We start from the raw sequence: 20833 nt of genomic DNA, 5'->3' as shown, positions 1-20833 counted from the left end.
TTAATGATGGAGTATGTCGTAGTCATTCCGGCTGCCGGACAAGGGAAACGGATGAAGGCCGGGAAAAATAAGCTGTTCATCGGCTTAAAGGGTGCGCCTGTTATTATACACACACTGCGGGTTTTTGAAAGCCACGCACCTTGTCAGAAAATAATCCTGGTGATAAACGAGAGTGAACGGGAAGATTTTCGTCAGCTGCTTGCCCAGTTTCCGGTTAAAGCGGAAATTGAGCTTGTCACCGGCGGAGCGGAGCGTCAGCATAGTGTATATGAAGGACTGAAAGTGATTAATAAGGAGTCCGTCGTCCTTGTTCATGACGGGGCGCGACCGTTTGTCACGCATCAGCATATCGATAAACTCGTTGAAACAGCAGAAGAGACGGGAGCGGCTGTCCTGGCTGTTCCTGTGAAAGACACGATAAAACGGGCGGAAGGCTCCCGGGTCGCGGAGACCTTTGACCGTTCAAGCTTGTGGGCCGTTCAAACGCCGCAGGCTTTTCGTCTTTCTTTATTGAAAAAGGCGCATAGGGAAGCGGAAAACAAAGGCTTCTTAGGTACGGATGATGCCAGTCTCGTCGAGCGTCTTGATGGATATCAGGTGAGTATCGTTGAAGGCAGTTATACCAATATTAAGCTGACAACGCCGGATGATTTGATATCAGCGGAAGCAATCATGAAAGCGGAAAGTGGGAATCATAATGTTTAGAATCGGACAAGGATTTGACGTGCATCAACTAACGGAAGGCCGTCCTCTCATCATCGGCGGAATTGAAATTCCTTATGAAAAAGGGCTGCTCGGGCATTCCGATGCGGATGTATTGCTGCACACGGTTGCAGATGCGTGCCTCGGAGCGGTGGGTGAAGGAGATATCGGCAAGCATTTCCCGGATACTGATCCGGAATTCAAGGATGCGGATTCTTTTAAGCTGCTTCAGCATGTCTGGAACATTGTCAAAGAAAAAGGGTACGTACTCGGAAATATAGACTGCACGATTATTGCGCAAAAGCCGAAAATGGCGCCGCATATTGATGCGATGAGAAAACGAATAGCGGAAGGCCTTGAGGCAGACGTCTCTCAAGTAAATGTAAAAGCAACAACGACAGAAAAGCTCGGGTTTACCGGAAGAGCCGAAGGAATTGCCGCTCAGGCGACCGTTCTGATCCAAAAAGCCTGATCATTATTTTGATGCCCGGTCTATTTGGTGGTAGAATAGATACATATATTCGGCTAGAGGCTACAGATGAGATGAAAGGAAGTATTTGAACATGGGAAATGAAGTACGCGTCCGCTATGCACCGAGTCCGACCGGACATTTGCATATCGGTAACGCCAGAACGGCGCTTTTTAACTATTTATTTGCCCGCAGCCAAGGCGGAAAGTTTATTATCCGGATTGAGGATACGGACAAAAAGCGAAATATCGAAGGCGGGGAGCAAAGCCAGCTTAACTATCTGAAATGGCTCGGCATAGACTGGGATGAAAGTGTGGATGTCGGCGGAGAATACGGCCCGTACCGCCAGTCTGAACGAAATGACATTTACAAAGAGTATTATGAAGCGCTTCTTGAGAAAGGGCTTGCTTATAAATGTTTCTGTACGGAAGAAGAACTTGAGAAAGAACGTGAAGAGCAGATCGCCCGCGGGGAAATGCCGCGCTATTCAGGCAAACACAGAAACCTGACTCAGGAAGAGCAGGAGCAGTTTTTAGCCGAAGGAAGACAGCCGAGCATCCGTTTCCGCGTGCCGGAAGGGAAAATCATCACTTTTAACGATATCGTAAAAGGCGAGATTTCTTTTGAATCAGACGGTATCGGCGACTTCGTCATCGTTAAAAAAGACGGTACACCGACGTATAACTTTGCTGTCGCAATTGACGATTACCTAATGAAAATGACGCACGTGCTCCGCGGTGAGGACCATATTTCAAATACACCGAAACAAATCATGATTTTCCAGGCGTTCGGCTGGGATATTCCTGAATTCGGACATATGACGCTTATCGTGAATGAAAGCCGCAAAAAATTAAGTAAACGTGATGAATCAATTATCCAGTTTATTGAGCAGTATGATGAGCTGGGTTACCTGCCTGAAGCGCTGTTTAACTTTATCGGACTTCTCGGCTGGTCTCCTGTCGGTGAAGAAGAGCTCTTCACAAGAGAACAATTTATTGAAATTTTTGATGTGAATCGTTTATCTAAGTCACCGGCTCTGTTTGATATGCATAAACTGAAATGGGTCAACAACCAATATGTCAAAGCGCTGGATCTTGATCAAGTTGTTGAACTGACCCTGCCTCACCTGCAAAAAGCAGGAAAAGTCGGCACTGAGCTTTCTGCTGAAGAGCAGGAATGGGTGCGTAAGTTAATCTCTCTTTACCATGAGCAATTGAGCTACGGTGCTGAAATTGTCGAGCTGACTGATTTGTTCTTTAAGGATGAGATCGAGTATAATCAAGAGGCAAAAGCCGTTCTGGCAGAAGAACAGGTGCCTGAAGTGCTCAGTGTATTTGCTGCGAAGCTTGAAGAGCTTGAAGAATTCACGCCAGAGCAGATCAAAGCCTCAATTAAAGCCGTTCAGAAAGAAACAGGCCATAAAGGCAAAAAGCTGTTCATGCCGATTCGTGTAGCGGTTACCGGCCAGACGCACGGTCCGGAGCTTCCGCAGGCTATTGAGCTGATCGGCAGAGAAACAGCCGTAAAACGCCTGAAAAGCATTTGAATATACGATTGTTGACAGGGAAGAGTATAAAACAATGACCATTACAGAAAGAATCTTCATCGGCTGAGAGAGATTCATGCGTTATGTTTTAGAAGTGCGCCCTTAAGACCTTTGAAGAACATTTCTGCGGAAATCAGTATTTAAAGGCGGCCGCCGCCGTTACCGGCTTTAAAGTTGGGAAAACATCGTTTTGTTTTTCAAACAGAGTGGAACCGCGCGGTAAAAGCGTCTCTGTCATGTTTACATGCAGAGGCGCTTTTTTTATAGGCGGAAAAACAGACTGGAGCGGGGAGAGAATGGGGGGAAGCATGTGTTTTTTAAAATGCTAAAAGAAGACATAGATACAGTGTTCGATCAAGATCCGGCAGCAAGAAGCTATTTTGAAGTTGTTTTAACTTATTCTGGTTTACATGCTATATGGGCGCATCGGATTGCACATGCTTTATATAAACGGAGATTTTTCTTCCTTGCGCGCCTGATATCACAGATTGCCCGTTTCTTTACCGGAATTGAAATCCATCCCGGCGCGACCATCGGGAGAAGGTTTTTCATTGATCACGGTATGGGGGTCGTCATAGGGGAAACATGTGAAATCGGCAATAACGTGACGGTATTCCAAGGTGTCACTCTCGGGGGAACGGGAAAAGAAAAGGGAAAGCGGCATCCGACCATTAAAGATGATGCTTTAATTGCAACGGGGGCGAAGGTGCTCGGCTCTATAACAGTCGGGCAAGGCTCTAAAGTAGGTGCCGGCTCCGTTGTGCTGCGTGATGTTCCCGACTTTTCAACCGTTGTCGGCATACCTGGAAAAGTCGTCATTCAGAACGGAAGAAAGATCAAACGCGATCTCAATCACCAAGACTTGCCCGATCCGGTTGCTGACCGGTTAAGAGCATTGGAGCAGCAGATTTTTGAGCTGCAGGCTGAACTGGAAGATAAAAAAGAAAGGATCAACCAAAAATGACCATTACACTTTATAATACATTGACACGGAAAAAGGAAACATTCGTTCCTCTTGAGGAAGGAAAAGTAAAAATGTACGTGTGCGGACCGACTGTATACAACTATATTCATATCGGAAACGCCCGTCCGGCGATTGTGTATGATACCGTACGCAACTATTTGGAGTATAAGGGATACGATGTTCAATACGTATCGAATTTTACAGATGTTGATGACAAATTGATTAAGGCGGCTAATGAGCTCGGCGAGGACGTTCCGACCGTTTCTGAGCGGTTTATTAAAGCTTATTTTGAAGATGTGGGCGCCCTCGGATGCCGGAAAGCGGACCTTCACCCTAGAGTCATGGAGAACATGGACGCCATTATTGAATTTGTCAGCGAGCTGATTAAAAAAGGCTATGCTTATGAATCGGAAGGCGACGTCTATTTCAAAACAAGAGCCTTCGAAGGCTACGGCAAGCTTTCACAGCAATCAATTGATGAACTCAGATCGGGCGCCCGTATCCGTGTCGGTGAGAAGAAAGAGGATGCGCTGGACTTTGCTCTTTGGAAAGCCGCCAAAGACGGAGAAATTTCATGGGATAGCCCTTGGGGAAAAGGCCGCCCGGGCTGGCACATTGAATGCTCCGCAATGGTGAAAAAATATTTGGGTGACGAAATCGATATTCATGCCGGCGGTCAGGACCTGACATTCCCGCACCATGAGAACGAAATCGCCCAATCTGAAGCATTAACAGGCAAGACATTCGCAAAATACTGGCTTCACAACGGTTACATCAATATAGATAATGAAAAAATGTCAAAATCGCTCGGCAACTTTGTTTTGGTGCACGATATCATTAAGCAGTATGACCCGCAGCTTTTGAGATTTTTCATGCTGTCCGTTCATTACCGCCATCCGATCAACTATTCGGAAGAGCTGCTTGAGAAAACAAAAAACGCATTTAACCGCCTGAAGACGGCCTACAGTAATTTAAACCATCGTTTGATTAGCAGCACGAATCTGACTGACAATGATGATGAATGGCTCGCTAAAATCGAAGAGCACCGCACTGCATTTGAAGAAGCGATGGATGATGATTTTAATACGGCGAATGCGATTTCTGTCTGGTTTGATTTGGCGAAGCTTGCCAACTACTACATGCAGGAGGACAATACGGCGGATCACGTCATTAAAGCCTTCATCAGCATGTTTGACCGAATCGGATCCGTTCTCGGACTTACGCTCGGCGAAGAAGAGCTTGTCGATGAAGAGATTGAAGAATTGATCGAGAAGAGAAATGAAGCCCGCCGCAATCGCGATTTTGCTTTGTCAGACCAGATTCGCGATCAGCTGAAAAGCATGAATATCATTCTTGAAGATACAGCTCAGGGAACTCGCTGGAAGCGGGGAGAGTAAGCGGATGCTTCAATTTGAACAAATCAAAGATTCAAAGCAGTTAAACGGTCTTGCGCTCGCTTATATGGGTGATGCCATTTTTGAAATATATGTCCGGCATCACCTGCTTAAGCAGGGCCATACGAAACCGAATGACCTTCATAAGAAGGCGAGCCGGATCGTATCGGCAAAATCACAGGCAGACATTCTGTTCCGCCTACAGGAAGAATCCTTTTTCACGGAGGAAGAGGAAGCCGTGGTGAGAAGAGGAAGAAACGCGAAATCAGGGACGACGCCTAAAAACACAGATGTACAGACGTACCGCCATAGTACAGCTTTTGAGGCTTTGCTCGGATATCTTTTTCTTGAGAAAAGAGAAGAAAGACTGAATCAGCTGATTACAGAAGCTATACAAGTCGGGACGTCAGGGAGGAAAACAAATGAGTCAGCAACATGATTACGTCATAGGAAAAAACGCGGTAATTGAGACGTTAAAGTCGGATCGCAAACTCTATAAGTTATGGATGGCGGAAAACACGGTAAAAGGACAGGCGCAGCAAGTGATGGAACTTGCTAAAAAGCGCGGCGTCACCATTCAATTTGTGCCGAGAAAAAAACTCGATCAGATGGTGGAGGGGCAGCATCAGGGAGTTGTCGCCCAGGTGGCGGCATATGAATATGCACAATTAGACGAATTATATAAAAGAGCGGAACAGAGAAACGAACAGCCTTTCTTTCTCATATTGGACGAGCTGGAAGACCCTCATAATCTCGGTTCTATCATGAGAACGGCTGACGCTGTCGGCGCGCACGGCATCGTGATTCCGAAACGCAGAGCGGTCGGGCTGACTTCAACAGTCGCAAAAGCATCGACCGGTGCCATTGAACATATTCCCGTCGTGAAGGTGACCAATCTTGCCCGGACACTTGATGAGATGAAGGAGCGGGGCATTTGGATCGTGGGAACGGATGCATCCGCCCGGGAAGACTACCGCGCTATGGACGGCAAAATGCCTTTGGCGCTCGTTATCGGAAGCGAAGGCAAAGGAATGGGCCGTCTTGTGAAAGAGAAATGTGATTTTCTCATTAAACTTCCGATGGCCGGAAAAGTCACGTCTCTGAATGCATCGGTAGCGGCCGGCCTTCTGATGTATGAAGTCTACCGGAAACGCAATCCTTTAGGGGAATAAAGACAAATGGACATCCTATTAGTAGACGGATACAACATGATCGGAGCTTGGCCGCAGCTAAAGGATTTAAAAGCGAACAGTTTTGAAGAAGCGAGAGATGTGCTGATTCAGAAGATGGCGGAGTATCAGTCGTACACGGGAATCAAAGTCATTGTGGTGTTTGACGCACATCTGGTAAAAGGCATAGAGAAAAAACACACGAATCACAGAGTCGAAGTGATTTTCACACGGGAGAATGAAACGGCGGATGAGCGAATTGAGAAGCTTGCACAGGCGCTGAATAATATCGCGACACAGATTCATGTCGCAACCTCTGATTACACGGAGCAGTGGGCGATTTTCGGACAAGGGGCTCTCCGCAAATCCGCCCGGGAGCTGCTGAGGGAAGTGGATGCGATAGAACGCCGGATTCAAAGACGGGTTTCAAAGATCACTTCCGAAAAACCCCCGGGTAAAATCGAACTGTCCGAAGAGGTTTTGAAAACGTTTGAAAAGTGGCGGCGCGGCGGCCTGGATTAGGTTGACGCTTTTTCGCCCATTAATGTATAATATTTCTATCTACGTGCGCCGGGGGGATCGCAGTGAATCTACAGAACAGCAAGGGAAAATTCAACAAAGTGCAGTTTTGCCAGTTGGAGGACGAGCAGGTCATTGAAAAGGTTCATGTTGGGGATAGTGATGCGTTAGATTACTTGATTACGAAGTACCGTAATTTTGTACGGGCGAAAGCCAGGTCTTATTTTTTAATAGGGGCTGACAGAGAAGATATTGTACAGGAAGGGATGATAGGCTTATATAAGTCTATCCGAGACTTTAGGGAGGACAAGCTTACTTCATTTAAAGCTTTTGCAGAATTATGCATTACCCGCCAGATTATTACCGCAATAAAGACAGCTACCCGTCAGAAACACATTCCTTTAAATTCTTATGTTTCTTTAGACAAGCCAATTTTTGATGAAGAATCAGACAGAACACTGCTTGATGTCATTTCGGGCGCAAAAACGTTAAACCCTGAAGAAATGATTATTAATCAGGAAGAATTCGATGATATTGAGATGAAAATGGGAGAACTGCTGAGTGATCTGGAGAGAAAGGTGCTTGTTTTGTACTTGGACGGAAGAAGTTACCAAGAAATTTCAGATGACTTAAACCGACACGTAAAATCAATTGATAATGCCCTGCAGCGCGTGAAGCGCAAGCTTGAGAAGTATTTAGAAATAAGAGAAATCAGCCTGTAGCGGGTTTCTATGTCATATTGACAGAATTTTTCTGACTGTGCTATTTTATTAAGATAAATGAATGTCTATTTAGGAAAAGGTGTATCGACATGAGAAAAAAGATTACGCTGGCATGCAAAACATGCGGAAATCGTAATTATACGACAATGAAAAGCTCTGCATCAGCGGCTGAGCGGTTAGAAGTTAAGAAGTACTGCAGCACTTGCAATTCACATACAGCTCATTTAGAAACAAAATAGTGTTTGCTTTTTAAATTGTGGAGGTCTTTTACATGCGCATGATGAGTTTCTTTAAAGATGTTGGGAAAGAAATGAAAAAGGTTAGCTGGCCTAAAGGCAAAGAGTTAACGCGCTATACGATCACGGTGATTTCAACGGTTATCTTTTTTGTTATCTTTTTTGCCCTCCTTGATACAGGAATTTCTCAATTAATTCGTTTAATAGTTGAATAATGATCAGCAATACGTGCTATAATAGATCATAATATCGTTTGCCAAAACCCGTTCAGCGGGTTTTTTATTGTGTTGAAAAAAGGATTCATAGGCTCTGAGCCTATTTTTTGTTTTACACTTCATTTTTAAATGCGGGGAGGGAAGGACTGCAGAGTCCTGATAGAATGGAAAAGAATTGGTATGTTGTTCATACGTATTCCGGTTATGAAAACAAAGTAAAAGCAAACCTTGAAAAACGTGTGGAATCAATGGGAATGCAGGATAAAATTTTCCGCGTGGTCGTTCCTGAAGAAGAAGAGACTGATATTAAGAACGGCAAGAAAAAAGTAGTCAAAAAGAAAGTGTTCCCGGGTTATGTGCTTGTTGAAATCGTCATGACTGATGATTCTTGGTATGTGGTCCGCAACACGCCGGGCGTTACCGGTTTCGTCGGATCAGCCGGTTCAGGCTCAAAGCCGACTCCGCTTCTTCCTGGCGAAGCGGAAACTATTTTAAAACGGATGGGCATGGATGAGCGGAAAACCGACATTGATTTTGAATTGAATGAGACAGTCAAAGTCATAGACGGGCCATTCGCCAACTTTACAGGATCAATTGAAGAGATTGATTATGATAAGAGCAAAGTGAAGGTATTCGTTAACATGTTCGGCCGTGAAACGCCGGTTGAACTGGAATTTACCCAGATCGACAAATTGTAATGTGAAAAAACTTGAAATTGCTATATATTAATGATAATATAGCAAAGGTACGTCTTGGACTAATCCAAGGCAGCTAGCTTGATATTTCGTCATTCATATAAAGAATGAAACCTTGAGTGGGAGGGTTTACCCTATTACCACATCACGGACTTAAGGAGGTGTGTCTCGTGGCTAAAAAAGTAGTAAAAGTTGTAAAATTGCAAATTCCTGCTGGAAAAGCTAACCCAGCGCCGCCAGTTGGACCTGCACTAGGTCAAGCCGGTGTAAATATCATGGGATTCTGTAAGGAGTTTAACGCTCGTACAGCTGACCAAGCTGGTTTAATCATTCCTGTTGAAATTTCGGTTTACGAAGACCGTTCATTTACATTTATTACAAAAACTCCACCTGCTGCAGTATTGCTTAAAAAAGCAGCTGGAATTGAGTCTGGTTCTGGTGAACCAAACCGTAATAAAGTGGCAACCGTTAAGCGCGATAAGGTTCGCGAAATCGCTGAAACGAAAATGCCTGACTTAAACGCAGCAGACGTTGAAGCGGCAATGCGCATGGTTGAAGGTACTGCCCGCAGTATGGGTATCGTTATCGAGGATTAATTTGTTTCTTGTCGGGTTGCGAGTTTTCACAAGTTCGCAACCCTTATTCGTGGGAGGTTATTCCGCTATAACCACATAAGGAGGAAATTTTAAAATGGCTAAAAAAGGTAAAAAGTACGTTGAAGCTGCGAAGCTTGTAGACCGTGCAAAAGCTTACGACGTCGCTGAAGCAGTGGCGCTTACTAAAAAAACAAACACAGCTAAATTCGACGCTACAGTTGAAGTTGCTTTCCGTTTAGGGGTTGACCCTCGTAAAAACGATCAGCAAATCCGCGGAGCAGTCGTTCTTCCTAACGGAACTGGTAAAACTCAGCGCGTGCTTGTATTCGCTAAAGGCGAAAAAGCGAAAGAAGCTGAAGCTGCCGGTGCAGACTATGTCGGCGATTCTGATTACATCACGAAAATCCAGCAGGGCTGGTTCGATTTCGATGTAATCGTTGCGACTCCTGACATGATGGGTGAAGTCGGTAAAATCGGCCGTGTGCTCGGACCAAAAGGTCTTATGCCAAACCCTAAAACAGGAACTGTTACATTCGAAGTAGAAAAAGCAATCGGCGAAATCAAAGCTGGTAAAGTTGAATACCGCGTTGATAAAGCTGGTAACATCCATGTTCCGATCGGAAAAGTTTCTTTCGAGGATGAAAAACTTGTTGAGAACTTCACAACAATGTATGATACAATCCTGAAAGCAAAACCGGCTGCGGCTAAAGGTGTTTACGTGAAAAACGTTGCCGTTACTTCTACTATGGGCCCTGGTGTCAAAGTAGACGCTTCTACTTTCAACGTAAAATAATATTTGACTTTAGATCAGCATTCTGATATGATTCAAAATGTTGTAAAATATAATATGTCATTTATACCGTAGACAGCAGGGGCCGCTGAGGCTTAATATCCTGCCGAGGTGTATATATATCACAGCTATTACGTTACGTATGCTTGTATATACAGCCTCCATGTCCACATGGAGGCTTTTTATATGAAATCGTCGTCACAGTCGTGATCACCTAGCGGTATAAGTGTTACACAAAATCTACAGGAGGTGTAACCATGAGCAGCGCAATTGATACAAAAAAAGTTGTTGTTGAAGAGATTGCTTCTAAACTGAAAGAAAGCAAATCAACGATCATCGTTGACTACCGCGGACTTAACGTTTCTGAAGTAACTGAACTCCGTAAACAGCTTCGCGAAGCTAACGTAGAGTTCAAAGTGTACAAAAACACAATGACTCGCCGTGCGGTTGAACAAGCTGAATTTGATGGTTTGAATGATGTCTTAACTGGACCGAATGCGATCGCATTCAGTACTGAAGATGTTGTCGCTCCGGCGAAAGTTCTTAACGAGTTCGCGAAAAATCACGAAGCTCTGGAAATCAAAGCGGGCGTTATCGAAGGTAAAGTATCTTCTGTTGAAGAAGTGAAAGCTCTTGCTGAACTTCCTTCACGCGATGGCTTACTTTCTATGTTGCTTAGCGTACTTCAAGCTCCAGTTCGCAACCTTGCACTTGCAGCTAAAGCAGTTGCAGATCAAAAGGAAGAACAAGGCGCTTAATCTGATTTTACCCTAAAATAAAACAAATGGAGGAATTTCAAATGGCTTTAAATATCGAAGAAATCATTGCTTCCGTTAAAGAAGCAACTGTACTTGAATTGAACGACCTAGTAAAAGCAATCGAAGAAGAATTTGGCGTAACTGCTGCTGCTCCTGTAGCTGTAGCTGGCGGAGCTGCTGCTGGCGGCGCTGCTGAAGAGCAAAGCGAATTCGACCTTATCCTTGCTGGTGCAGGTGCTCAGAAAATCAAAGTTATCAAAGTTGTTCGTGAAATCACTGGTCTTGGCTTGAAAGAAGCTAAAGAACTTGTTGACAACACTCCAAAACCACTTAAAGAAGGTATTGCGAAAGAAGAAGCTGAAGAGCTTAAAGCTAAACTTGAAGAAGTTGGCGCTTCTGTAGAAGTTAAGTAATCTTCACTTGCCTGTAGGGGAAGCTCGCTTTTATGAGGCGGGCTTTTTCTTTGCTTTTCTTTAAGCGCCATTAAAAAAGGAGGTTCTAATAATGAGTGAACACTATTATTCAGAAAAACCTTCAGTCAAAAGCGATAAACAGACATGGTCATTTACACTTCGGGACAGATCTTATACATTCACAAGTGACAGCGGCGTTTTCTCAAAAAAGGAAGTTGATTTCGGTTCGCGTGTCTTAATTGAAGCGTTTGAAGAGCCTGAAGTTGATGGTGACTTCCTGGATGCAGGCTGCGGCTACGGCCCGATCGGTCTGTCGCTCGCCGGTGAATTTACAGACCGGACCGTGCACATGATTGACGTGAATGAAAGAGCCGTAGAGCTGTCAAATGAAAATGCAGAAAAAAACGGAATAAAAAACGTTCGGATTTATCAGAGTGATTTATTTTCAAATATTGATTCTGCTCAAACATTTGCTTCTATTATTACAAACCCCCCAATCCGCGCCGGAAAAAAAGTTGTCCATGCCATTTTTGAAAAAAGCGCTGAGCATTTAAGGGCTTCAGGTGAGTTGTGGATCGTTATACAGAAAAAACAGGGCGGGCCTTCTGCCATTGAAAAACTGAAGGAGCTTTTTGACGAAGTTTCCGTCGTTCAAAAAAAGAAAGGCTATTATATCATAAAAGCAAAAAAAGTTTGACTTGAATTTTCAGCTATGTTAATATTGTAAAATGCCAATGTATATATTTTGCATGATATGCTGAATAATCATAGTGCATGTATAAATTATACAAACATGGAAATGCTAATAAAATCGGTATTTGTTTTTGGATGTGGTTTTCTTAATTAGAAACCCTTTTTTCTTTTGTCTTGTAAAAGTATTTCTTTATCGTAAGAGATGCTTATTACACATATAATACGCATGATTTGAGGGGTGAATCAGTTGACAGGTCAACTAGTTCAGTATGGACGACACCGCCAGCGCAGAAGCTATGCTCGCATTAGCGAAGTGTTAGAATTACCAAATCTCATTGAAATTCAAACCTCTTCTTATCAGTGGTTTCTTGATGAGGGTCTTAGAGAGATGTTTCAAGACATATCACCAATTGAGGATTTCACTGGTAACCTCTCTCTTGAGTTCATTGACTACAGTTTAGGAGATCCTAAGTATCCCGTTGAAGAGTCAAAAGAACGTGATGTGACTTACTCAGCTCCGCTGAGAGTGAAGGTTCGTTTAATTAACAAAGAAACTGGAGAGGTAAAAGACCAGGATGTCTTCATGGGTGATTTCCCTATTATGACAGATACCGGTACTTTTATCATCAACGGTGCAGAACGTGTTATCGTATCTCAGCTTGTTCGGTCTCCAAGTGTATATTTCAGTGGTAAAGTAGACAAAAACGGTAAAAAAGGTTTTACCGCGACTGTCATTCCAAACCGTGGCGCATGGTTAGAATACGAAACTGATGCGAAAGATGTTGTGTATGTCCGCATTGATCGCACACGTAAGTTGCCGGTTACGGTTCTTTTGCGTGCTCTCGGCTTCGGTTCCGATCAAGAGATTCTCGATCTCATTGGTGAGAACGAATATCTCCGCAATACACTGGATAAGGACAACACTGAAAACAGTGACAAAGCGCTTCTTGAAATCTATGAGCGCCTTCGTCCGGGAGAGCCGCCTACAGTAGAAAACGCAAAAAGTTTGCTGGATTCCCGTTTCTTTGATCCTAAGCGATACGACCTTGCGAATGTAGGACGCTATAAAATTAATAAAAAGCTTCATATCAAGAACCGTCTGTTTAACCAGCGCCTTGCAGAAACACTGGTGGATCCTGAAACAGGTGAAATCCTCGCTGAAAAAGGGCAGATTCTTGACAGAAGAACACTTGATAAAGTACTGCCATACTTAGAAAATGGAATCGGCTTCAGAAAACTTTATCCTAACGGCGGCGTTGTCGAGGATGAAGTGATGCTTCAATCCATTAAAATCTATGCTCCTACTGATGCAGAAGGAGAGCAGACGATCAATGTGATCGGCAATGCTTACATTGAAGAGGCGATTAAAAACATTACGCCTGCTGATATTATTTCTTCTATCAGCTACTTCTTCAACCTCTTGCACGGAGTGGGCGACACTGATGATATCGACCATCTCGGAAACCGACGCCTGCGTTCTGTAGGTGAGCTCCTGCAAAACCAATTCCGTATCGGTTTAAGCCGGATGGAACGTGTCGTACGTGAAAGAATGTCTATTCAAGACACAAATACAATCACGCCGCAGCAGCTGATTAACATCAGACCTGTTATTGCGTCTATTAAAGAGTTCTTCGGAAGCTCACAGCTTTCTCAATTCATGGATCAGACGAACCCGCTTGCTGAATTGACGCACAAACGCCGTCTGTCAGCTCTTGGACCGGGCGGTTTGACGCGTGAGCGTGCAGGTATGGAAGTACGTGACGTTCACTACTCTCACTACGGCCGTATGTGTCCGATTGAAACGCCTGAGGGCCCGAACATCGGTTTGATTAACTCATTGTCATCATTTGCGAAAGTAAACCGCTTTGGTTTCATTGAGACGCCATACCGCCGCGTTGATCCTGAAACAGGAAAAGTAACGCCTAGAATCGACTACTTGACTGCTGATGAAGAGGATAACTATGTCGTAGCCCAAGCGAACGCTAAGCTGAGCGATGACGGTTCTTTCTTGGATGACAGCATCGTAGCCCGTTTCAGAGGGGAAAACACCGTTGTAGCCCGCAACCGCGTGGATTACATGGACGTATCTCCTAAGCAGGTTGTATCTGCTGCGACAGCATGTATTCCGTTCTTGGAAAACGATGACTCGAACCGCGCCCTCATGGGAGCGAACATGCAGCGTCAGGCTGTGCCTTTGATGCAGCCGGAAGCTCCGATCGTCGGAACGGGTATGGAATACGTATCCGGTAAAGACTCCGGTGCAGCCGTTATTTGTAAACACCCTGGTATCGTTGAACGGGTGGAAGCGAAAAACGTATGGGTGCGCCGCTATGAAGAAATTGACGGCCAAAAAGTAAAAGGCAACCTGGATAAGTACAGCTTGCTGAAATTTGTCCGCTCCAACCAAGGTACGTGCTACAATCAGCGTCCGATCGTCAGTGTCGGCGATGAAGTAGTAAAAGGAGAAATCCTTGCTGACGGCCCTTCAATGGAGCTTGGTGAACTTGCTCTCGGCCGCAACGTAATGGTCGGCTTCATGACATGGGATGGTTACAACTATGAGGATGCCATCATCATGAGTGAACGCCTTGTGAAAGATGATGTATACACATCTATTCACATTGAAGAATATGAATCAGAAGCACGTGATACAAAGCTTGGACCGGAAGAGATCACCCGCGATATTCCAAACGTAGGGGAAGACGCGCTTCGCAACCTTGATGACCGCGGAATTATCCGTATCGGCGCGGAAGTCAACGACGGAGACCTTCTCGTAGGTAAAGTAACGCCTAAAGGTGTAACTGAGCTTACGGCTGAAGAACGCCTTCTGCATGCGATCTTTGGAGAAAAAGCGCGTGAAGTCCGTGATACTTCTCTCCGTGTGCCTCATGGCGGCGGCGGAATTATCCACGACGTAAAAGTCTTCAACCGTGAAGACGGAGACGAACTTCCTCCGGGAGTGAACCAGCTTGTACGCGTATATATCGTTCAGAAACGTAAGATTTCTGAAGGTGATAAAATGGCCGGACGTCACGGAAACAAAGGGGTTATCTCGAAGATTCTTCCTGAAGAAGATATGCCTTACCTTCCTGACGGCACGCCAATCGATATCATGCTTAACCCGCTGGGTGTACCATCACGTATGAATATCGGTCAGGTATTAGAACTTCACATGGGTATGGCTGCCCGCTACCTCGGCATTCACATCGCGTCACCTGTATTTGACGGCGCGCGTGAAGAAGATGTGTGGGAAACACTTGAAGAAGCAGGCATGTCAAGAGACGCTAAAACAGTGCTTTATGACGGCCGTACGGGAGAACCGTTCGACAACCGTGTATCTGTCGGAATCATGTACATGATCAAACTGGCACACATGGTTGATGATAAACTTCATGCCCGTTCTACAGGTCCTTACTCACTTGTTACGCAGCAGCCTCTCGGCGGTAAAGCCCAATTCGGCGGACAGCGTTTCGGTGAGATGGAGGTTTGGGCGCTTGAAGCTTACGGCGCAGCTTACACGCTTCAAGAAATCCTGACTGTGAAGTCCGATGACGTGGTCGGACGTGTGAAAACATATGAAGCCATCGTCAAAGGCGACAATGTTCCAGAGCCTGGTGTTCCGGAATCATTCAAAGTATTGATCAAAGAGCTTCAAAGCTTAGGTATGGACGTGAAAATCCTTTCAGGCGATGAAGAAGAAATAGAAATGAGAGATCTAGAAGACGAGGAAGATGCGAAACAAGCTGACGGCCTTGCATTATCAGGTGATGAAGCGCCGGAAGAAACAGCATCTCCAGACGTTGAACGTGACGCAGTAACGAAAGAATAGTCTGTGATTGATAAAGGCAAGTGACATCGGTTAATCCGAAGATAAAAAGGGAGGTAGGCCCCTTGCTAGATGTGAACAATTTTGAGTATATGAACATCGGTCTTGCTTCACCGGATAAAATCCGTTCATGGTCTTTTGGTGAAGTGAAAAAGCCTGAAACGATAAACTATCGTACATTGAAACCTGAAAAGGACGGCCTGTTCTGCGAACGCATTTTCGGACCGACTAAGGACTGGGAATGTCATTGCGGCAAGTACAAGCGGGTTCGTTATAAAGGCGTAGTTTGTGACCGTTGCGGAGTTGAAGTAACGCGGGCTAAAGTCCGTCGTGAGAGAATGGGGCATATTGAACTGGCTGCCCCGGTTTCTCACATTTGGTATTTCAAAGGTATTCCGAGCCGTATGGGTCTTGTATTGGATATGTCACCGCGTGCGTTGGAAGAAGTCATCTATTTTGCTTCTTACGTCGTAACTGACCCGGCCAATACACCGCTCGAAAAGAAACAGCTTTTATCCGAAAAGGAATACCGTGCGTATCTGGATAAGTACGGAAACAAATTCCAAGCCTCTATGGGTGCGGAAGCCATTAATAAACTTCTGCAGGACATCGACCTTGTCAAAGAAGTTGATATGTTAAAAGAAGAGCTGAAAACTTCTCAAGGCCAGCGCCGCACACGTGCGATCAAACGCCTTGAAGTGCTTGAAGCCTTCCGTAATTCAGGAAACAAGCCGTCTTGGATGATTCTCGATGTGCTTCCGGTTATTCCGCCTGAATTAAGACCGATGGTTCAGCTTGACGGCGGACGTTTCGCAACATCTGACCTGAATGACCTTTACCGTCGTGTCATCAACCGTAACAACCGTTTGAAACGCCTTTTGGACCTTGGTGCGCCAAGCATCATCGTTCAGAACGAAAAACGTATGCTTCAAGAGGCTGTCGATGCTTTAATTGACAACGGCCGCCGCGGACGTCCTGTAACAGGCCCTGGTAACAGACCGTTAAAATCTCTTTCTCACATGCTGAAAGGGAAACAAGGACGTTTCCGTCAAAACCTTCTTGGTAAACGTGTAGACTACTCAGGACGTTCCGTTATCGTCGTAGGTCCGCATCTGAAAATGTATCAGTGCGGATTGCCGAAGGAAATGGCGCTTGAGCTCTTCAAGCCATTCGTTATGAAAGAGCTTGTTGAAAAAGGTCTTGCTCACAACATCAAGAGCGCAAAACGCAAAATCGAACGCGTGCAGCCAGAAGTATGGGATGTACTTGAATCTGTCATTAAGGAGCATCCGGTCTTACTGAACCGTGCCCCTACGCTTCACAGATTAGGTATCCAGGCTTTCGAACCTACGCTTGTTGAAGGACGCGCCATCCGTCTTCACCCGTTAGTATGTACAGCTTATAACGCTGACTTTGACGGTGACCAAATGGCGGTTCACGTACCTTTATCAGCTGAGGCTCAAGCTGAAGCCCGCATTCTGATGCTTGCGGCCCAAAACATCTTGAACCCTAAAGATGGTAAACCGGTTGTTACGCCGTCTCAGGATATGGTATTAGGAAACTACTACCTGACACTTGAGCGCGCCGGAGCAGTCGGCGAGGGTATGGTCTTCAAAAATACGGATGAAGCGCTTCTTGCTTATCAAAACGGTTATGTCCACCTTCATACGAGAGTAGCTGTTGCAGCGAACTCCCTGAAGAATGTGACATTTACGGATGAGCAGCGTTCAAAACTGTTAATTACAACAGTCGGTAAGTTGGTCTTCAATGAAATTCTTCCTGAGTCATTCCCTTACATGAATGAACCTACGAAGAGCAACATTGAAGAGAAAACGCCTGACCGTTTCTTCTTAGATAAAGGTGCTGACGTAAAAGCTGTGATTGCAGAGCAGCCGATCAACGCACCGTTTAAAAAAGGTATTTTGGGTAAAATCATCGCGGAAATCTTTAAACGATTCCATATCACGGAAACGTCTAAGATGCTTGACCGCATGAAAAACCTCGGTTTCAGATATTCAACGAAAGCCGGTATCACGGTAGGGGTTTCTGATATCGTCGTTCTCGATGATAAGCAGGAAATCCTCGAAGAAGCACAAAGCAAAGTTGATAATGTCTTGAAACAGTTCAGACGCGGTTTAATCACCGAAGAAGAACGATATGAAAGAGTCATTTCAATTTGGAGTTCAGCGAAAGATGTTATCCAAGGCAAACTGATGAAATCATTAGACGAAGTCAACCCGATCTACATGATGAGTGACTCAGGAGCCCGTGGTAACGCATCTAACTTTACGCAGCTTGCGGGTATGCGCGGTCTGATGGCCAACCCGGCTGGACGAATCATTGAATTGCCTATCAAATCAAGTTTCCGTGAAGGTCTGACGGTATTGGAGTACTTTATCTCCACTCACGGTGCGCGTAAAGGTCTTGCCGATACCGCCCTGAAAACAGCTGACTCAGGTTACCTTACACGCCGTCTTGTTGATGTTGCGCAGGATGTTATCATTCGTGAAACAGATTGCGGAACTGACCGCGGTATTCTTGCAAAACCGCTTAAAGAGGGCACGGAAATCATCGAGCGTCTGGAAGAGCGTCTGATCGGACGTTTCGCCAGAAAACAGATCAAACATCCTGAGACGGGTGCTGTGCTCATTAACGAAAACGAATTGATCGATGAAGATAAAGCGCTGGAAATCGTTGAAGCCGGAATCGAAGAAGTGTGGATCCGTTCCGCGTTCACATGTAACACTCCTCATGGTGTATGTAAACGATGCTATGGACGAAACCTTGCAACCGGAACTGATGTTGAAGTCGGCGAAGCAGTAGGTATTATCGCTGCCCAATCTATCGGTGAGCCTGGAACACAGTTAACAATGCGTACGTTCCACACAGGCGGGGTTGCCGGAGACGATATCACACAAGGTCTTCCGCGTATCCAAGAGCTTTTCGAAGCGCGTAATCCTAAAGGTCAAGCGACAATTTCTGAGATTGACGGTACAATTGCCGAAATCAATGAAGTCCGCGACAAACAGCAGGAAATTGTTGTTCAAGGCGCTGTTGAGACACGTTCATACACAGCACCTTACAACTCACGCCTGAAAGTGGCTGAGGGAGATCAGATTACCCGCGGTCAAGTGCTGACAGAAGGTTCTATCGATCCGAAAGAACTTCTTAAAGTCACTGACCTGACAACGGTTCAAGAATATCTTCTGCATGAGGTTCAGAAGGTTTACCGTATGCAGGGGGTTGAAATCGGCGATAAACACGTAGAAGTAATGGTTCGCCAGATGCTTCGCAAAGTCCGTGTGATCGATGCCGGAGATACTGATGTTCTTCCTGGCACATTGCTTGATATTCACCAATTCACAGAAGCGAACAAAAAAGTGCTGCTTGAAGGCAACCGGCCTGCTACAGGGCGTCCTGTCCTTCTCGGTATCACGAAAGCTTCACTCGAGACAGATTCATTCTTGTCTGCCGCATCATTCCAAGAAACAACACGTGTTCTTACGGATGCTGCGATTAAAGGCAAGCGCGATGAGCTTCTCGGCCTGAAAGAAAATGTTATCATCGGTAAACTGGTTCCGGCCGGTACCGGTATGATGAATTACAGAAAAGTAAAACCTGTTTCAAACGTTCAGCCTTCGGAAGATATGGTTCCGGCTGAATAATAGAAACTGCTGCAGGAAAGGCTGTTTCGACAGCTTTTCCTCAGTATTACAATTATTCTGGCGGCGGACTGCACTAAAAAATGTCATACGATGTTGACATCCGTCTCGCAGAGTGATAATATAACCAAGGTGCTCGAAATAAAACCTGTTACTTTGGAGGATATGTTTATGTCTTATGATAAAGTATCACAGGCCAAATCAATTATTATTGGTACGAAGCAAACAGTGAAAGCTCTGAAACGAGGTTCAGTGAAGGAAGTCGTCGTGGCAAAAGACGCGGATACAGTTCTTACGGCTGGCGTGATCCAGCTTGCAAAGAACCGAGACATCGACGTCTGTATGGTAGATTCCATGAAAAAGCTCGGCAAAGCCTGCGGAATTGAAGTGGGAGCAGCAGCTGTTGCCATTATGTTATAGCGTACTTTTTGTTTTTATATAAGATGCCCATCTTGTGTAAAGACATTGTTTTTTGCCTAATGATGAACCACCTGGGTATGTGGGTTATAAAACGTAATGAAGGGAGGAACACAACATGCCTACAATTAATCAGCTAATTCGCAAGGGACGCGTGAGCAAAGTTGAAAACTCTAAGTCACCTGCACTAAACAAAGGATACAACAGCTTTAAAAAAGAGCACACTAACGTATCTTCTCCACAAAAACGCGGGGTATGTACTCGTGTGGGTACAATGACACCGAAAAAACCGAACTCAGCACTTCGTAAATATGCTCGTGTTCGTTTGACTAACGGAATCGAGGTTACTGCCTACATTCCTGGTATCGGTCACAACCTGCAAGAGCACAGCGTTGTACTGATCCGCGGCGGACGTGTAAAAGACTTACCGGGGGTACGCTACCACATCGTTCGTGGTGCGCTTGATACTGCCGGAGTTGAAAACCGTGCGCAAGGCCGTTCTAAGTACGGTACGAAACGCCCTAAAGCAAAGTAATTAAATAAATCATTAAAACTATGAAGGGAGGATATTCAGATGCCACGTAAAGGTCCTGTAGCAAAAAGAGATGTTTTACCTGATCCGCTTTACAACTCTAAGCTGGTATCCCGCCTGATCAACAAAATGATGATCGACGGTAAAAAAGGTAAATCTCAAACAATCCTATACAAGTCATTCGATATCATTAAAGAACGCACTGGCAATGATGCAATGGAGGTTTTCGAACAAGCATTGAAAAACATCATGCCTGTACTTGAAGTAAAAGCACGCCGTGTAGGTGGAGCTAACTACCAAGTGCCTGTAGAAGTTCGTCCTGAACGCCGTACAACTCTTGGTCTTCGCTGGTTGGTTAACTATGCGCGTCTTCGTGGAGAAAAAACAATGGAAGAGCGCCTGGCTAACGAAATTCTTGATGCAGCTAACAACACTGGTGCTGCCGTTAAGAAACGTGAAGACACTCACAAGATGGCAGAAGCGAACAAAGCATTTGCTCACTACCGCTGGTAGGA

At 45.1% G+C, this 20833-nt stretch carries 22 protein-coding genes and 2 other annotated features; all 22 genes read left to right on the top strand.

The window, feature by feature from the left end; all coding sequences use genetic code 11:
• Positions 1–6 precede the first annotated feature (6 nt).
• The 22 genes from ispD to rpsG all read left to right on the top strand — a co-directional run bounded on the left by ispD (position 7) and on the right by rpsG (position 20831).
• Positions 7–705, top strand: a complete 699-nt coding sequence (gene ispD, locus AUL54_RS10160) for a 2-C-methyl-D-erythritol 4-phosphate cytidylyltransferase (RefSeq protein WP_060965083.1) — start codon at positions 7–9, stop codon at positions 703–705.
• A complete protein-coding gene (ispF, locus tag AUL54_RS10155) occupies positions 698–1174 on the top strand; it encodes a 2-C-methyl-D-erythritol 2,4-cyclodiphosphate synthase (RefSeq protein WP_016935912.1) in 477 nt (158 codons plus the stop codon). Before ispD ends, ispF begins: the two co-directional genes overlap by 8 nt.
• Before the next feature lie 91 nt (positions 1175–1265).
• Complete coding sequence (gene gltX, locus AUL54_RS10150) at positions 1266–2717, top strand: glutamate--tRNA ligase (protein ID WP_060963751.1); 1452 nt, start codon at positions 1266–1268, stop codon at positions 2715–2717.
• Between the two features lie 2 nt (positions 2718–2719).
• Positions 2720–2953 (top strand) — a binding site (T-box leader).
• Between the two features lie 74 nt (positions 2954–3027).
• The gene (cysE, locus tag AUL54_RS10145; protein ID WP_007410393.1) at positions 3028–3681 is read left to right on the top strand and encodes a serine O-acetyltransferase; all 654 of its coding nucleotides are present in this window, start codon (positions 3028–3030) and stop codon (positions 3679–3681) included.
• A complete protein-coding gene (gene cysS, locus AUL54_RS10140) occupies positions 3678–5078 on the top strand; it encodes a cysteine--tRNA ligase (protein ID WP_013350799.1) in 1401 nt (466 codons plus the stop codon). Before cysE ends, cysS begins: the two co-directional genes overlap by 4 nt.
• Before the next feature lie 4 nt (positions 5079–5082).
• Positions 5083–5514: a Mini-ribonuclease 3 gene (locus AUL54_RS10135; RefSeq protein WP_016935909.1), complete on the top strand. Its 432-nt coding sequence runs from the start codon at positions 5083–5085 to the stop codon at positions 5512–5514.
• A complete protein-coding gene (gene rlmB, locus AUL54_RS10130) occupies positions 5498–6247 on the top strand; it encodes a 23S rRNA (guanosine(2251)-2'-O)-methyltransferase RlmB (RefSeq protein ID WP_060963750.1) in 750 nt (249 codons plus the stop codon). Before AUL54_RS10135 ends, rlmB begins: the two co-directional genes overlap by 17 nt.
• A 6-nt stretch (positions 6248–6253) precedes the next feature.
• On the top strand, positions 6254–6766 hold the full coding sequence (gene rae1, locus AUL54_RS10125; RefSeq protein ID WP_013350802.1) for a ribosome-dependent mRNA decay endonuclease Rae1/YacP: 513 nt from the start codon (positions 6254–6256) through the stop codon (positions 6764–6766).
• 62 nt (positions 6767–6828) lie between these two features.
• A complete protein-coding gene (gene sigH, locus AUL54_RS10120) occupies positions 6829–7485 on the top strand; it encodes an RNA polymerase sporulation sigma factor SigH (RefSeq protein ID WP_003156415.1) in 657 nt (218 codons plus the stop codon).
• 89 nt (positions 7486–7574) lie between these two features.
• Complete coding sequence (gene rpmG / locus AUL54_RS10115) at positions 7575–7724, top strand: 50S ribosomal protein L33 (RefSeq protein ID WP_003156421.1); 150 nt, start codon at positions 7575–7577, stop codon at positions 7722–7724.
• 32 nt (positions 7725–7756) lie between these two features.
• Positions 7757–7936: a preprotein translocase subunit SecE gene (secE, locus tag AUL54_RS10110; RefSeq protein WP_003156422.1), complete on the top strand. Its 180-nt coding sequence runs from the start codon at positions 7757–7759 to the stop codon at positions 7934–7936.
• Between the two features lie 164 nt (positions 7937–8100).
• Positions 8101–8634, top strand: a complete 534-nt coding sequence (gene nusG, locus AUL54_RS10105; RefSeq protein WP_003156423.1) for a transcription termination/antitermination protein NusG — start codon at positions 8101–8103, stop codon at positions 8632–8634.
• 167 nt (positions 8635–8801) lie between these two features.
• Positions 8802–9227, top strand: a complete 426-nt coding sequence (gene rplK, locus AUL54_RS10100; protein WP_003156430.1) for a 50S ribosomal protein L11 — start codon at positions 8802–8804, stop codon at positions 9225–9227.
• Positions 9228–9321: 94 nt separating this feature from the next.
• Positions 9322–10020: a 50S ribosomal protein L1 gene (rplA, locus tag AUL54_RS10095; RefSeq protein WP_013350805.1), complete on the top strand. Its 699-nt coding sequence runs from the start codon at positions 9322–9324 to the stop codon at positions 10018–10020.
• 48 nt (positions 10021–10068) lie between these two features.
• Positions 10069–10211: a sequence feature (ribosomal protein L10 leader region), on the top strand.
• A gap of 63 nt (positions 10212–10274) precedes the next feature.
• Positions 10275–10775 (top strand): 50S ribosomal protein L10, encoded by a 501-nt coding sequence (gene rplJ / locus AUL54_RS10090; protein WP_060963749.1) that lies wholly within the window; start codon positions 10275–10277, stop codon positions 10773–10775.
• A 41-nt stretch (positions 10776–10816) separates the two neighbouring features.
• Positions 10817–11188, top strand: a complete 372-nt coding sequence (rplL, locus tag AUL54_RS10085; protein WP_045927006.1) for a 50S ribosomal protein L7/L12 — start codon at positions 10817–10819, stop codon at positions 11186–11188.
• 91 nt (positions 11189–11279) lie between these two features.
• Entirely contained in the window at positions 11280–11885 is a 606-nt protein-coding gene (locus AUL54_RS10080; protein ID WP_060963748.1) for a class I SAM-dependent methyltransferase, read from the top strand.
• Between the two features lie 243 nt (positions 11886–12128).
• Complete coding sequence (gene rpoB / locus AUL54_RS10075) at positions 12129–15710, top strand: DNA-directed RNA polymerase subunit beta (RefSeq protein WP_003156440.1); 3582 nt, start codon at positions 12129–12131, stop codon at positions 15708–15710.
• Positions 15711–15772: 62 nt separating this feature from the next.
• Positions 15773–19372, top strand: coding sequence for a DNA-directed RNA polymerase subunit beta' (gene rpoC / locus AUL54_RS10070; RefSeq protein WP_016935905.1), 3600 nt, complete (start codon positions 15773–15775; stop codon positions 19370–19372).
• Between the two features lie 168 nt (positions 19373–19540).
• The gene (locus AUL54_RS10065) at positions 19541–19789 is read left to right on the top strand and encodes a 50S ribosomal protein L7ae-like protein (RefSeq protein WP_045927004.1); all 249 of its coding nucleotides are present in this window, start codon (positions 19541–19543) and stop codon (positions 19787–19789) included.
• Between the two features lie 115 nt (positions 19790–19904).
• Positions 19905–20321, top strand: a complete 417-nt coding sequence (rpsL, locus tag AUL54_RS10060) for a 30S ribosomal protein S12 (RefSeq protein WP_003156445.1) — start codon at positions 19905–19907, stop codon at positions 20319–20321.
• A gap of 39 nt (positions 20322–20360) precedes the next feature.
• A complete protein-coding gene (gene rpsG / locus AUL54_RS10055; protein WP_003156447.1) occupies positions 20361–20831 on the top strand; it encodes a 30S ribosomal protein S7 in 471 nt (156 codons plus the stop codon).
• The last annotated feature ends 2 nt before the right edge of the window (positions 20832–20833 follow it).

The sequence above is a fragment of the Bacillus sp. SDLI1 genome (assembly GCF_001553895.1).
GTDB classification, from domain to species: Bacteria; Bacillota; Bacilli; order Bacillales; family Bacillaceae; genus Bacillus; species Bacillus siamensis.
This window is presented reverse-complemented; position numbering and strand designations above follow the sequence as displayed.